Annotated in this window: 13 protein-coding genes; 10 read left to right on the top strand and 3 right to left on the bottom strand. The window is 61.8% G+C overall.

What is annotated here, in order from left to right; all coding sequences use genetic code 11:
• The first annotated feature begins 42 nt into the window (after positions 1–42).
• The 7 genes from F4827_RS19645 to F4827_RS19615 are packed head-to-tail and all read left to right on the top strand — an operon-like array spanning position 43 to position 7030.
• Positions 43–1254 carry an AAA family ATPase gene (locus tag F4827_RS19645; RefSeq protein ID WP_183726142.1) on the top strand — a complete coding sequence of 404 codons (1212 nt, stop codon included), beginning with the start codon at positions 43–45 and terminating at the stop codon, positions 1252–1254.
• Entirely contained in the window at positions 1241–2605 is a 1365-nt protein-coding gene (locus F4827_RS19640; protein ID WP_183726140.1) for a CpaF family protein, read from the top strand. The genes F4827_RS19645 and F4827_RS19640 overlap by 14 nt, the downstream gene beginning before the upstream one ends.
• A gap of 45 nt (positions 2606–2650) precedes the next feature.
• Entirely contained in the window at positions 2651–3628 is a 978-nt protein-coding gene (locus tag F4827_RS19635; RefSeq protein ID WP_183726138.1) for a type II secretion system F family protein, read from the top strand.
• A 57-nt stretch (positions 3629–3685) separates the two neighbouring features.
• The gene (locus tag F4827_RS19630) at positions 3686–4672 is read left to right on the top strand and encodes a type II secretion system F family protein (protein ID WP_183726136.1); all 987 of its coding nucleotides are present in this window, start codon (positions 3686–3688) and stop codon (positions 4670–4672) included.
• Positions 4673–4688: 16 nt separating this feature from the next.
• The gene (locus F4827_RS19625) at positions 4689–5162 is read left to right on the top strand and encodes a TadE/TadG family type IV pilus assembly protein (RefSeq protein ID WP_183726134.1); all 474 of its coding nucleotides are present in this window, start codon (positions 4689–4691) and stop codon (positions 5160–5162) included.
• Positions 5163–5194: 32 nt separating this feature from the next.
• A complete protein-coding gene (locus F4827_RS19620; RefSeq protein WP_183726132.1) occupies positions 5195–5632 on the top strand; it encodes a TadE family protein in 438 nt (145 codons plus the stop codon).
• A gap of 30 nt (positions 5633–5662) precedes the next feature.
• Positions 5663–7030, top strand: a complete 1368-nt coding sequence (locus tag F4827_RS19615) for a VWA domain-containing protein (RefSeq protein WP_183726130.1) — start codon at positions 5663–5665, stop codon at positions 7028–7030.
• A 63-nt stretch (positions 7031–7093) separates the two neighbouring features.
• Here the strand turns inward: F4827_RS19615 and F4827_RS19610 are convergent, their stop codons facing one another.
• Together F4827_RS19610 and F4827_RS19605 are read right to left on the bottom strand one after the other, a co-directional pair.
• Entirely contained in the window at positions 7094–8143 is a 1050-nt protein-coding gene (locus F4827_RS19610; protein WP_409258825.1) for a polyamine ABC transporter substrate-binding protein, read from the bottom strand.
• A gap of 669 nt (positions 8144–8812) precedes the next feature.
• Positions 8813–9940, bottom strand: a complete 1128-nt coding sequence (locus F4827_RS19605) for a helix-turn-helix domain-containing protein (RefSeq protein WP_311673899.1) — start codon at positions 9938–9940, stop codon at positions 8813–8815.
• Positions 9941–9979: 39 nt separating this feature from the next.
• Here F4827_RS19605 and F4827_RS19600 point away from each other — a divergent pair, with 39 nt between their 5' ends.
• The 3 genes from F4827_RS19600 (at position 9980) to F4827_RS19590 (ending at position 13383) form a co-directional block, all read left to right on the top strand.
• The gene (locus F4827_RS19600) at positions 9980–10756 is read left to right on the top strand and encodes an SDR family NAD(P)-dependent oxidoreductase (RefSeq protein ID WP_183726126.1); all 777 of its coding nucleotides are present in this window, start codon (positions 9980–9982) and stop codon (positions 10754–10756) included.
• A 66-nt stretch (positions 10757–10822) separates the two neighbouring features.
• Complete coding sequence (locus tag F4827_RS19595) at positions 10823–12370, top strand: amino acid permease (protein WP_183726124.1); 1548 nt, start codon at positions 10823–10825, stop codon at positions 12368–12370.
• 218 nt (positions 12371–12588) lie between these two features.
• On the top strand, positions 12589–13383 hold the full coding sequence (locus F4827_RS19590; RefSeq protein WP_260175309.1) for a metallophosphoesterase: 795 nt from the start codon (positions 12589–12591) through the stop codon (positions 13381–13383).
• Between the two features lie 13 nt (positions 13384–13396).
• Here the strand turns inward: F4827_RS19590 and F4827_RS19585 are convergent, their stop codons facing one another.
• Entirely contained in the window at positions 13397–14107 is a 711-nt protein-coding gene (locus tag F4827_RS19585) for a FadR/GntR family transcriptional regulator (RefSeq protein WP_183726122.1), read from the bottom strand.
• Positions 14108–14192 lie beyond the last annotated feature (85 nt).

Genomic DNA, 14192 nt, shown 5'->3' with positions numbered 1-14192 from the left:
CCGACCGTTGAAGGACGCAGCATCTGAATAAAGGTACATGCCATGATCGACATTCTCACCCTCTCGACGGATGCCGCCAGGCTCGCGCAGATCATGGATCTGGTGGCCGGATGCGGCAACTATCGCACCACGCGCGTCGTGGGCGACGCCTCCGTGTTGCTCGAACGCGGCGACAGCCTGGATCTGTTCGATATGCTGATTGTCGACGCGGCCTCGATCGACGACTATTCGCTCGATTCCACCGCGCGCCTGTGCCGCGAGCACAAACATCTGACCTGCATCCTGATCGCGCCCGACGCATCGCAGGACACCTTGATTGCGGCGATGCGCGCGGGCTTTCGCGACGTGCTCAGCTGGCCGCTCGAACGACGCTCGCTGGAAGAGGCGCTGTTGCGCGCGCAGACGCAGCACAGCCAGCGCAACGCGCGCGAGACGCAGCTCGTATCGTTTGTTTCCTGCAAGGGCGGCGTGGGCACGAGTTTCATCGCCAGCAATGTGGCGCATGCGCTCTCGACCCAGCGCGGCAAGCGCGTGCTGCTGGTCGACCTGTGCCAGCTTTTCGGCGATGCCGCATTCCTCGTGACCGATGAAACGCCGCCTTCCACCCTGCCGCAAATGTGCGCGCAGGTCGAACGCATGGACGGCGCATTCTTCGGCGCAAGCGTCGTGCATGTGAGCGATAGTTTCGACATTCTCGCGGGCGCGGGCGATCCGGTGAAAGCCGCGGATATCAAGCTCGACCGGCTCGAATGGATCCTTGGTCTGGCCGTGCCGCGTTATGACTTCGTGATTGTCGATGTCGGGCAAACGCTCAACCCGCTGTCCATCCTCGCGCTCGATCGCAGTACGCAGATCCACCTCGTCCTGCAGGCCACGATGCCGGGCGTGCGCGCCGCAAGGCGGCTGCAGGAGATGCTGGTTTCGCTGGGTTATACACCGAGCCAGTTGCGCCTGTTGCTGAACCGCTTTACGCGCCAGGACGAACGCACGCGCGCCGCACTCGAACAGATGCTGGGCATGCGGGCGCATCACGTGATTCCGGAAGATGCGCGCGCCGTGCTGGCGGCCGTGAATCAGGGGATGCCGATTGCGAAGGCCGGTGGCGGCGCGGTCGCGCGCGGCATCAAGGAGATCGCGGCGCAGATTGCCGGCAATGGCGCTGCCCCGGCTCGCGAGCAAGCCAAGGCCCGATCGCTGTTCGCGCGTTTGCGCGGCGACGTCGTTCAGACAGGAGCCCGTCATGTCGCTTCGTGATCACATCAGCGCACAACGCGCACCGCACATCGAGCGTAGCGAATCCCACAACGGCTCGGCCGGTCTGCTGCGGGCCGCATATCAGAAGCTCAAGCGCGACATTCATCAGGCGGTGCTGGAGCGCGTCGAACTGGAGCGTCTTGCACGGCTGCCCTCCGATCAGGTGCGCCAGGAAATTGCCACGCTGATCGCGCGCATTCTGGAAGATCAGAAAGCGCCAGCCAACGATCTAGAACGACGCCAGCTCGTCACCGACGTCTACGATGAAATGTTCGGCTTTGGCCCGCTCGAAGTGCTGCTGCGCGATCCCACGATCTCGGACATTCTCGTCAACACCGGCAGCCAGATCTATATCGAGCGCAAAGGGCGGCTTGAATTGAGCGACGTGACCTTCTACGACGATGCGCATTTGATGAAGGTGATCGAAAAAATCGTCTCGCGCGTGGGCCGCCGTATCGACGAATCGAGTCCGATGGTCGATGCGCGGCTGCCCGACGGCTCGCGTCTGAACGCGATCATTCCACCGGCAGCCGTAGACGGTCCGCTCATTTCCATTCGCCGCTTTTCGGCTACGCCCTTGCAGGTTTGCGACCTGATCGCGCTGCAAACGCTCACGCCGCCGATGGCGGAAGTGCTCGACGGACTCGCGCGCGCGAAGATCAATATTCTGGTGTCGGGCGGCACGGGAAGCGGAAAAACAACCTTGCTCAATCTGCTTTCGGGTTTCATTCCCGCCGATGAGCGCATCGTGACGATTGAAGATGCGGCGGAACTGCAATTGCGCCAGCCGCATGTGTTGCGGCTCGAAACGCGTCCCGAGAATATCGAGGGACGCGGCGAGATCACCCAGCGCACGCTCGTCAAGAACGCGCTGCGTATGCGCCCCGACCGCATCATCCTCGGCGAAGTGCGCGGCGCGGAAGCGCTCGACATGCTCAATGCAATGAATACGGGCCACGAGGGGTCGCTCGCCACCATTCACGCGAACACGCCGCGCGACGCGCTCACGCGTCTGGAGAACATGATCGGCATGGGAGGGCTGGCGCTGCCGCCCAGGACGATGCGCCAACAGATTGCCTCGGCGATTACGGTGGTGGTGCAGGTGGCGCGCCTGACCGACGGGCGGCGCAAGATCATCAGCCTTTCGGAGCTGACCGGCATGGAAGGCGACATGATCAATATGCAGGAGATCTTCACCTTCCGGCGCAGCGGTGTCGATACGAACGGCAACGTGCGTGGCGCGTTCCAGGCAACCGGCGTACGGCCCAAGTTTTCAGAGCGGCTGGAAGCGTTTGGCGTGCGTCTGGCCGATGCAACCTACGATCCAACACGGCGCTTCGAAGCCAGCTGAGCGGTATTCCCTGAACCTGTCATGGCCATGTGAGCGGAGACCTGCATGAGTCCGATCTTCTACGCGAGCGTCATTTTGCTCTTCGTCGCCGTCGTGCTGGCGATGGAGGGCGCGTATATCTGGTGGAACAGCCGCCACGGTCCGCTTGCGCGTCGTCTGGAGTCGCGCATCCGCACGATCTCCGCGGGCGCGCTGGCCAGCAGCGAGCGCCTGTCGATCCTCAAGCAGCGCCAGCTTGGCGATGCGACGCCGCTCGAACGCGCGTTGAAACTCTTGCCGCGCGTGCAGGGTATCGACCGGTTCCTGCAGCAGGCGGGCATGCAATGGTCGGTCGCGGGCCTCGTGACGACGTGCGCGGTCATTCCGCCGCTGGTCTTTTCGCTCGCGATGTTCTCGTCGGCGCCGCTGCCCGTGATTGCGATGCTTGCGCTGCTTTCTGCGTCGCTGCCGGTGCTCTATGTGCGCCGCCGGCGGGCGAAGCGGCTGCGCCAGCTCGAAAGGCAGTTGCCGGAAGCGTGCGACATGCTGGCGCGCGCCCTGCGCGCGGGACACGCATTCAGCCTCGCGATCGACATGGTCGGCACTGAATTCGCCGAGCCGATGGGCGGCGAATTTCGCACCACCTTCGACGAGATCAATTACGGCGTCTCGCTCAACGAAGCGCTCGCCAATCTGGCGAAGCGCGTACCGATCCGCGATCTGCGCTATTTCGTGATCGCCGTGCTGATCCAGCGCGAGACGGGCGGCAATCTTGCCGAGGTGCTCGACGGCATCACCGCGCTGATCCGCGAGCGTTTCAAACTGTTCGACAAGGTCCGCGTGCTCTCCGCCGAAGGCAGGTTGTCCGCATGGGTGCTCGGCTTGTTGCCGTTTATCGTCGGCACCTTGATGCTGTTTCTGAATCCCGGCTTTCTGGAGGTGCTCTGGAAGGATCCGATGGGACTGAAGATGACGGTGGCGGCGCTGTCCAGCATGGCGGCAGGCGTGTTGTGGATGTCGCGAGTCGTGGCATTGCGCGTGTAGCAAGGCAGGAAGCCAGACAAGAAACGTGGCAAGAGACCGGCGAACAAGGGAGAGGACATGCAAGTGCTGAACATGAACCAGATCGTGATGCTGACCGGCGTGTTCGCGGTAGTCTTTCTGATCGTGCTGGCGTCGATGCTTGCGTATTCATCGAAGGACGGGCGTCGCCGTATCGAACAGCTTGGCGCTTCGCGGGGCCATCCGGCGAATCCGGCCGGCGACGCAAGCCAGCCCGCGGCCGGACAGGGCAGCAAATGGCTCGAAACGATCGCCGAAATCTCGCAGCCCATTTCGAAGCTGTCCATCCCCAAGGAAGGCTGGGAAGGCTCGGTGGCGCGCCTGAAACTCGTCAATGCAGGCTGGCGCACGTCTAATGCGGTAGCGATATTCTTTGCCGCCAAGACCGTGCTCGCGCTGGTGTTGCCGCTACCTGCGCTCGTCTGGCTCGTCGGCACTTCGCTTGAGACCAACACCACCGTGTTCTGGATGATTCTGGTTGCGCTCGCTACTATCGGCTTCTATCTGCCCAATCTGGTGCTCTCGCGCAGGGTCTCGACGCGGCAGCGCGCGATCTTCGAAGATTTCCCGGACGCGCTCGACCTGCTGACGGTGTGCGTGGAAGCGGGTCTCGGCCTCGATGCCGCGCTGATGCGCGTGGCCAGGGAGATCCAGCTTGGCAGCCCGATAGTTGCGAGCGAACTCGAATTGATGCTGCTGGAATTGCGCTCGGGTTTTGCGAAAGCGACGGCTTTGCGCAATTTCTCGCTTCGCACCGGCGTTGAGGATATCGAATCGTTTAGCACCTTGCTGATTCAGGCCGATCGATTCGGCACGGGAATTGGGGCATCGCTGCGCGTGCTGTCCGACACGCTGCGCACGCGGCGGCGCATGCGGGCCGAGGAGCAGGCCGCAAAAATAGCCCTGAAACTGCTGGTGCCGCTGCTGTTCTGCATATTCCCCGCGCTGATGGTGGTGCTCGCCGGGCCTGCGTTCATCAATATTTATCGCACCTTGCTGCCGAGCCTGCCGGGTGCGGGCGGATAAAGTCGGGGAGCACGACATGAAAGCGAAACGTCAGCGAGGAACGGCGGCTGTGGAGTTCGCGCTCGGCTTGCCGGTGCTGCTGTTCATGATGTTTTCCATCGTGCAGGCCGGATGGTGGATGAGCAACTATGTTGTCCTGAACAATGCGGTTTCGGCAGGAGCACGGTTGCTCGCATCGGAGCGTGGTTTTGCAACGCCCTACACGGATACCGCGGGCGCGGTCGCATCGGCAACAGGAAGTCTGTCGGGCACGCAGACCGTCACGGTCGCGGTGGTCTCGTTGGGCGTTACCACGACGTGCAGCGGCAAAACCGCCGATGTCAGCTGCGCTGCGGCGCTGGGCACGCTCAGCCAGCCGCCGGCGGCGGGAACGCTGGCGAGCGTGTCGATCAGCTATCAATTTGCCGCGCCCTTTGGCGGCTCGCTGTTCAACCTGGGATCGATCATGCCATCGAGTATCAGCGCGAACGCCTCGGTGGTTGTGCAATGAGGCGCGGCCCTGAATGCAGGCGGGAGGGTGCCATGCAACGCAACAGGCAGAAAGGCGTGGTTGCAGTGGAACTGGCGCTTGCAGCGCCGGTGCTGATTGCCATCGTGCTGGGCATCGCGCAGTTCGGCTGGTTGTTAGGGAATTCGGTGATGGTCGCGAGCGCCGCTTCGGCGGCCGCGCAGAACTTTGCATTCCAGCGCGGCACGACCACGCCCTATAGCTCGACGAAAACGCAGATGACCGCGTCGTCGTCATGGCTCAAATCGCAGAATCTCACGCTCACGACGGCGGTCAACGGAACGCCGTGCAGCAGCGATACATCGTGCGCGACGGCGCTGACCAATGGCACGGGGCAAGCCGCCGCCGTCACCGTTGCGTATGCGTTCACGCCCTTGCTGAGCGGTTCGATATTCGGAATTTCCGCGATGCCGGCCACGCTGAGCACCACCGCCGTCGCACGCGTGCAGTAAAACAACAACACATTCATGCCGGGGGACATCATGAACAGAATGCCAGGCCGATATTCGCGGCGTAACGCGCAACGCGGCGCGGTTTCCGTGATGGTTGCGTTGTCATTGATCGTACTGCTGGGGTTCGCCGCGCTGTCGATCGATATCGGCTATATCGCTTTCAGCCAGCGCCGCCTGCAGGCGGGCACCGACGCCGCCGCGATGGCGGGTGCGATGGATTTGTGGAAAAGCGCCTCGTCGACCGCCTTTGCAGACGCCAGGGCCTACGCGGCTGGACAAGGCAACAACACGCTGCCCAATGGCGTGACGGTCACCAGCACCACGATTCAAGGCCTTTCGCTGAGTGCGAGCAGCGTGCCGTTGCCGGCTTCCCAAGCCGTATCGACTTACAACGGCATCCAGGTCACACAACAGGCGAGCGTGCCGCTGTTCTTTGCGCGCCTGTTCGGCATTACCAGCAAGACGATTTCCGCCACCTCGAAGGCGGGCGCGGGCTTTGGCGCCGTACCGTACAACGTCATGATCGTGCTGGACACCACGCGCTCGATGGCTACGACAACCGATAGCAACTGCAAGAATTCGAGCGGTGTGCCGCTGACCCGCCTGGCCTGTGCCCAGGCCGGTGCGCTACAACTGCTGAGCGGGCTTTCGCTTGCGGGTGACAATGTTGGCCTGATGGTGTTCCCGCCGATCAGCCCGTCTGCCTCGGGTTATAGCTTTTCGTGCTCGTCGACGGAGCCGTCGGTGGTCTCGACTGGCCAGAACGGCTATTCGGCCGTGGGCGCCTCTGGTTCCAACGCGACCTACCAGATTTCTCCGCTGGGCGGCGGCTATCTCAGTGGCGGACAGTTGAGCACGAGCTCGGGCGTCGTGCAAGCGCTGGGCGGCGCATCCAGCAAATGCGGCGGCATTAGCGCGCCAGGCGGGCTGGGCACGTTCTACGCGCAGGCCATCACCGCGGCCAATGCGGCGCTGACGACTTTCTCGCAGAGCCAGAGCCCGGCTGGCAAGAACGCCATCGTGCTGCTGAGCGACGGCATCGCAACGGCCGACACGTCGCAGCTCGGCAATGTCTATGGGAAATCCGGCGGATCGAGCTATGTGTACGGCAGCGAGTGCCAGGCCGCGATCAACGCGGCGTCCACCGCCAAGGGTAGCGGTACGACCGTCTACGCCGTGGCCTACCTGGGTGGGGAGGGCGCGAGCGCGCCCTCTTGCAGCGACGGTTCAGATGCGCTCACGGCCTGCGGCACCATGCAGTCGATCGCGACCAGTCAATCCGATTTCTTTTCGGACACCTGCACGAATGCGGGCAGCACGCAAAGCCTGAACCAGATATTTTCGAGTATCGCCTATAGCTTGACCAAGGCGCGGCTGATTCCGCCCAACGCGACGTGATTGCGGCGTCGCGCGGGCGAAAACCAGGCGCGCGAAGGTACGCGAGAGTACACGCCTGGCCGCTCAAACACCCGATTTAAGCTGCGCCCACAAGCGGTTCTGCAAGCGCATGATGGCGGGTGGTTGGGGGCGCATGACCGTCATCTTGTCGAGCGCTTCGTCGGACGGGAACGTGGCAGGATCTTTCGTTATCGCTGCCTGAACCAGCGGCAGCGACGCCCGGTTCGCAGTCGGATAGAACACTTCATTGGTAATGGCCGCGCTCGTTTTGGGATCTTCGATGTAATTGATCCATTTGAGTGCGGCTTCCGGGTGCGGCGCGTCTTTGGGAATGGCCATCATGTCGAACCAGACGAGGCCGCCTTCCTGCGGATTCACGAACTGGATCTGGTAGCTGCGCTTCGCTTCCACCGCGCGTCTGCGCGCGATTCCCGCATCGCCCGAATACGCCACGGCCACGCACATGTCGTTGTTCGCAAGATCGTTGATGTAACCCGACGAATTGAACTGCGTGATGTAGGGCCGCACTTTCTTCAAGACTTCATACGCGGCCATATAGTCGGCGGGATTCGTGCTGTTGGGGTTGCGGTGCAGGTATTGCAGCACGGCTGGAAAGACATCGGATGCGGAATCGAGAAACGACACGCCGCAACTCTTGAGCTTCGATAGATTCTCGGGATCGAACACCAGCGCCCACGAATCGGCCGGCAGCGCCCCGCCCAATGCCTTCTGCACTTCCTGCGTGTTGTATGCGATGCCATCCGTGCCCCATGCCCAGGGCACGCCATATTGATTGCCGGGGTCGGCGTCGCTCACCAGTTTCATGAGGTGAGGGTCGAGATTGGCGAGATTCGGCAATTGAGATTTGTCGAGCTTTCGATAGACACCCGCTTCGATCTGTCTGGCCAGATACGCGGACGAAGGCACCACCACGTCATAACCGGAACTGCCGGAGAGCAGCTTGGCCTGCAGGGTGTCGTCGCTGTCGTAACTGTCGTAGCGCACCTTGATGCCCGTCTGCTTCTCGAAGCTGGGGATGGTGTCGTGCGCAATATAGTCGGACCAGTTATAGACGTTGACCTGGTCGTCCTGCGCGCGCGCGGTTGGCGCCATGAGGGCGGAAAAAATCGAAACGAGCGCGATGCGCTGCATGGTCTGATGGAGTTTCATCCTGCTTCCCATTGAGTTGGTCGGGGACGGCATGCGCGTCCCCGCGCCCGGCGTCTGTCGCAACAGACGAGGCGTACCTGGTTGCCGCTGGACGACAGCGGGCATGCCGCTCGCCGGTCGAGACCGGCGTGACGTGACTTCAAGCGGCGCGAGGTGATGCGCGAGGGGAAAGAAGCAGGCTAGGGCTTGGGCAGCAAGGAGGCGATTTCATCCTTGCGAACGCCGATGACATCGCACGTCATGGCCGAGTTATGGCGGCGCACGGAGCGAATCGAAATGACAGTGTCGATCGAGAAATAACTGCAAGGCCGCGCGGAAATGCACGAACCTGAAGAAATGGCACTGCGCATGGCGAGAAACCCGCCATGTCCTCGATCGTACTGTATCAAGGGGCCACGAAATTTCATGATCTAAGGCGCACGGTATGAAGCGTATGAGCGTCAGACTGTTTGTAGGTTTGCCGACTCAAGCGCGCTGAGGAGGCCTCAGGTAAGCGCAGCGCTTTTATAGCGGCGATTTCATGGTACCCCCACCAATAAAGGTGTCAATGGGGGGCGACCACAACGCTGCGCCCAGGTGATCTTCATTGACTGACTGGGTGCGCCAGCAATACTAGGCCCGATACCTGCGCCACGTTTCACTCGGCAACTCGCCAAATTGCTCGCGATATTCACTGGCGAAATTGCCGAAATGCCAGAAACCCCAGCGCGTCGCGACCTCGGTAACGGTCGCGGCGTGTAGGAGATCCCGGCGAACTCGCGCAAGCCGGATGGCACGCATATAGGCCAATGGGCTGATGCCCGTCGTTTCTTCGAAAGCATATTGCAAGGTGCGGCGGCTCGCGTGCATGCGGGCACACAGCTCGGCGACGGAAAGCGGACAATCGGGCGACCCTTCGACGATGTCCCGCACGCTGCGCACCAGTTGCCAGTTTCTCGCGATGCGCGCTTCGCCGCGCTCGGGCTGCGGGACATGCGCAAAGTCGGCGAGCGCTTCGTTCAGCCCATAAACGATGGACTTTTCGAACGACACGACACTCGCGCGATCGCCAAGCACGTGTGGCGCGCCAGCCACGTGATCGAGCAGGATTCTCAACACCTCGCGAAACGGCTCCAGTTGCGTGGGCGCGATATTCACCACGCCCGATCGCGCGCCGATGCGTGCAACGATCGATTCCAGTTGCGCGCGCGTGATCGGGTCCGCGACGGCTGCGGGTTCGATTTCGAGGTTGACGAAGACGTGCTGATCCGGCGAGAGGAATTCGAAGCCGTCTTTGCCCGAAAAAACATGCAGCGCGTCGAGATGGCTGGTTTGGCCCGACAGCAGCGAATGCCCTTCAAGATGGAAGGGAATGCCCACTGCAAACTTGCGTGTATCGACATGGCCACGCTGGTAGACGCTGCGATTGAGCTTCTCCACCAGCACCTTCACCGCGCCCGCCATGAATGAAGTCACCGAGCCGTCGAAAGGGCCGCGAGAGAGCTGGCAATAGCTCTGGTTCCATGTGTCGAGCAGCGCCGCCTGTTCGTCGACGCTGCGGCAACTTCGAAACTGGATGGCCTCGTGTGGCCAGTGGCCCGCTTCCATTAAGTCTCCCTGGAAAACCTTGAAAGCGCGATTGGACCGTGCGCCTCGCGTTCGTGCATCGCAACACTGCTGCTCGCTATCTTCGCGATTCCTGATTTTTACGGCAATTTTATTTTTTTGCCAAATTTGGATAGTTGCCCTTTTTTGGCGCACCTAACTTGGGCATACGGTGGGAACGCACAGGAGCCAGAGATGAGTGAAAAGGCAGGAAAGCTGGAAGGCAAGGTCGCGATCGTATCGGGCGGCGCGACGGGGGCAGGCGGCGCGTCGTCGTTGCTGTTTGCCCGCGAAGGTGCTCGGGTGGCCGTCGTGGACGTCAATCGCGGCGCTGGCGAGGAGATCGTCGCGCGTATCCGCGCGCAAGGCGGCGTGGCCGAACTGTTCGTCGCGGACGTCTCGCAACGCTCGGCGGTGGAAGACGCGGTGGCAGGCATCATCGCGAAGTTCGGCCGTATCGATACCTTGTTCAATCACGCCGGCAGCATCGTGGTGAAGCCGTTTCTGGACACCAGCGACGAAGAATACGACTGGCTCATGAATGTCAACGTGAAGAGCATGTTCATGATGACGCGAGCGGTGCTGCCGCATATGCTCGCAGCGGGCCACGGCTCGATCGTGTGCACGGCGTCGATTTCATCGGTCGCAGCCACGCCGCTGGAAGTGCTCTATTGCACGACCAAGGGCGCCTGTGCAATGTTCGCGCGCGCGATTGCCGTGGAGTATCGCGATCGCGGCATACGCTGCAACGCCGTGTGCCCAGGCTTTATCAACACGCCTCACGGGCAACGTGAAATCAGTGCGCTCGCCCAGTACGGCTTCGATGCCAGCGAAGCGGCGCTATCGCTGCAACAGGGCCGCTTATGCAAGCCGGAAGAGGTGGCGCAGGCCGCCTTGTTCCTCGCCAGCGACGATGCAAGTTTTGTCAACGGCGCACATCTCTACGTCGACAATTGCTTTACGGCTGCGTGATACGGAATCCTTAGGATAAGGATAACGAGTTCGACGCTTCAACTACCTCGCTTGAAGGAACGTCAAATGGACGCGAATACACTCGAACCAGCGGCTGGGCAATCCGGGCATGCCGACCAGGATGTCTCACTATTGCACAAAATGGGCTACGCCCAGGAGCTCTCGCGCCGTATGGGCGCATTCTCCAACTTTGCAGTGTCGTTTTCGCTAATCTGCATTTTGTCTGGCGGCATTACATCCTTCCAGATGGGTTTCTCCGCGGCGGGCGGCGCATCGATCGGGCTGGGCTGGCCGCTCGGTTCGCTGTTTGCGCTGGTGGTAGCCGCGGCGATGGCACAGATCGCATCGTCATATCCGACCGCAGGCGGTCTCTATCACTGGGGCTCGATTCTGGGCGGCAAAACGTGGGGCTGGCTCACCGCCTGGCTGAATCTGCTAGGCCTGGTCTTCGTGGTCGCGGCGATCAATTACGGTACGTACGATCCGTTCTTTCGCACGCTGATTGCGCCTATGTTCGGCGTTAAACCCGAGTCGCTCGGCTGGTGGGATCAGACGATATTTCTCACGCTCATTACGGCATCCCAGGCGTTTCTGAATCATCGCGGCATTCGCATCACCAGCAAGATCACCGATCTGTCCGGCTATCTGATTTTCGTCGTCACGGTAGTGCTGGTGGTCTCGTTGCTCGCATATTCGCCGGTCAAGATCGATCTTTCGCGTCTCTACACGTTCACAAACTTTACCGGCACCGACGGCGGCGCATGGCCCAAACAGACCATGGCGATGGCGTTTCTTTCCGGCCTGCTGTTGACCGCGTACACGATTACCGGTTTCGACGCGTCCGCGCACACCTCGGAGGAAACTCATCAGGCAGCGCGCAATGTGCCGCGCGGCATCGTTGGTTCGGTTTTCTGGTCGACGACGTTCGGTTATGTGATGGTTTGTGCGTTCGTGCTGGTGATGCCGGATCTGGGTGCCGCGGTCAAGCAGGGTACGGGATTTTTCGAGGCGATTCTCGCGCCGATTCCCACGCCGTTACGCATTGTCATCGAACTGCTGATGTTCTTCATCAACTACGCGTGTGGGCTGGCAGCGGTCACGTCGACCTCACGCATGATGTTTGCCTTCGCACGCGATGGCGGTCTGCCGGGATCGAAGTGGCTTCGCAAGGTCAACCCGGCTCATCGCACGCCGGGCGCGGCAATCTGGACGTCGGCTGTACTCGCCATTGCCGCGACGCTTTATGGCGACGCCTTCACGGTGCTCAGCGCCGGCAGCGCGGTTTTTCTGTTCGTCTCGTACGCCATGCCGATCGCCGCGGGCATCTTTGCGGAAGGCCGCACGTGGACGGAAAAAGGGCCGTTCCAGTTGGGCAAGCTGTCGAAGCCGTTCGCGATTGCGGCCGTTGTGGGCGCGCTGATTCTCGCTTATGTGGGCATCCAGCCGCCGAACGAAAAAGTCCTGTATCTGATCGGCGGGCTGCTGGTCGTGCTGCTGGCGATCTGGTATCTGGGCGGCGTGCGCAACCGCTTTGCCGGTCCGCCGATTGCGCAATCTTCGCGTGAACGCGAACAGCGTTTGAGCCTGGCCGAACGGGAAATCGGCGTGGAATGAGGTCTTGACGCAAACGTTGCGAGGGCGCTGCGATAGCGCTGCATGGTGGAGGTTGATTGTCGTTCAACCATGCAGCGCCAGCGTTGAAATGCAGACGCATGGTGTCCGTAAGCCAATTGCTTGCACGTCCTTACCACTGGTTACACATATAACAAGTTCGCCCTCATTTTCGGGCGGCGGCTGAAATATGATGGTCCGATTGTCGACGAGAGACGAGAATGGGCCCGAACAGTCATCATCAGCCACTCCTGAAGCGCCTCGGCTTGCGCGGCATGCATGCCCTGCAGCAAGGGGTGGCGCGCGCACGCGCAGCGTACGAGGATTCGTGCGAATCCGAGGTCGTGCATCACGAGGCTAACGCGCGCGGCCGCGATTTCGTGGTCGGCGATATTCATGGCTGCATGACGGCGTTCGAACAATTGCTCGCTGAAATCGATTTCGATACGCAACGCGATCGCATGTTTTCCGTCGGCGACCTGATCGATCGCGGCGAACAAAGCGAACGCGCGTTGGGCTTGCTGGAAAACGACTGGTTTTATCCGGTGCTCGGCAATCACGAAGAAGCGTTGTGCGCGGTCGTGGATGGACGCTTGCCGCGCCATCGCTGGTACGAGTTGGGTGGCGAATGGGCGCAAGCGTTGTCCGACGGCGAACTCGCCGGTTACGCCGCGAGGCTGCGCAATCTGCCGCTCGTGCGCATCGTGGGCGAAGGCCCGCAGCGCTTCAACGTCTTGCACGCCGAGTTTCGCGGCAACGACGAACAACTCTCCGCAGGCAATTTCGAAGCCACAGTGCGTCGGCGCATGTTGTGGGGCCGCGATCTGGCCTTTAGCGTCGCGCCGTCGCGGCAGGATCTGTCGATCACGTATTGCGGCCACACGACGATGCGCGAAGTCCGCCAGATTGGCGCGCATAGGTATATCGATACCGGCGCATGCAGCCCCGGCGGCAAACTCACGCTGGTTGAACCCGCTACCGGACGTCTGTGGTCGAGCGTCACGCTCAGCGCGTGATAACCGCAACCCCTCAGACCTGATCCACCACCGCGCGCCCCGGCACCGGAAAATGCACGCCCGCGCGCTGCGCGGCCGCCGTAATATGCGCCTCGATCGCCTCGCCCGCGATCGCCGGATCGCGCGTCCTGAGCGCCGCCACAATGGCGCTGTGCTCCCGATAAGTCGATAAAACCAGCTCACGCCGATAGAACGGCATGCGTTGGCTTTCCTTCATGATGTCTGCGCTGCTGCGCAGGATCGATTCAATCGCCGCGTTGCCCGCGAGCGTCACGATACGCATATGGAAATCGAAGTCGAGCTGTGAGGCTTCGTCGAGCTCGTCATGGCTGAGCGCCGTGTGCAAGGCCTCCACATTCGCTTCGAACCAGGCGAGGTCGGCGTCGCCAATCGCCAGCGCGGCCATGCGTGCGGCAAAGCCTTCGAGCGCGTAGCGCATCTGGTAGGTATCGGGCAACGAAGTCTGGTCGGCGAATCGCCACGGATGCGCGCTGGCGGCCTGGGCGCTCGTCACGTACACGCCTTTGCCCGCGCGGATCGTCAACATGCCGAGCGCTTCGAGCGTCGACAAGGCTTCGCGCAGCGACGCGCGGCTGATCTCCAGTTCCTCGGAAAGCTGGCGCTGGGCCGGCAAGAGGCTGCCGACCGGATACAGGCCGTCTTCAATCCGTGCGCGGATCGTGGCGATGGCGGCGTCGGTGACGGTGTGCGGAACGTTGTTCATTGGTTAGCGGGCGCTCGCGTGGTCTGACCGGTATTGTAGTCCGCCTCAAGACGGTGCATGCGCCGTCCGTCTCATGTTGCCCACC

The organism is Paraburkholderia bannensis, assembly GCF_014200455.1.
GTDB classification, from domain to species: Bacteria; Pseudomonadota; Gammaproteobacteria; order Burkholderiales; family Burkholderiaceae; genus Paraburkholderia; species Paraburkholderia bannensis_A.
The sequence above is the reverse complement of the archived record's forward strand: the minus strand, read 5'-3'. Positions and strand labels throughout refer to the sequence as shown.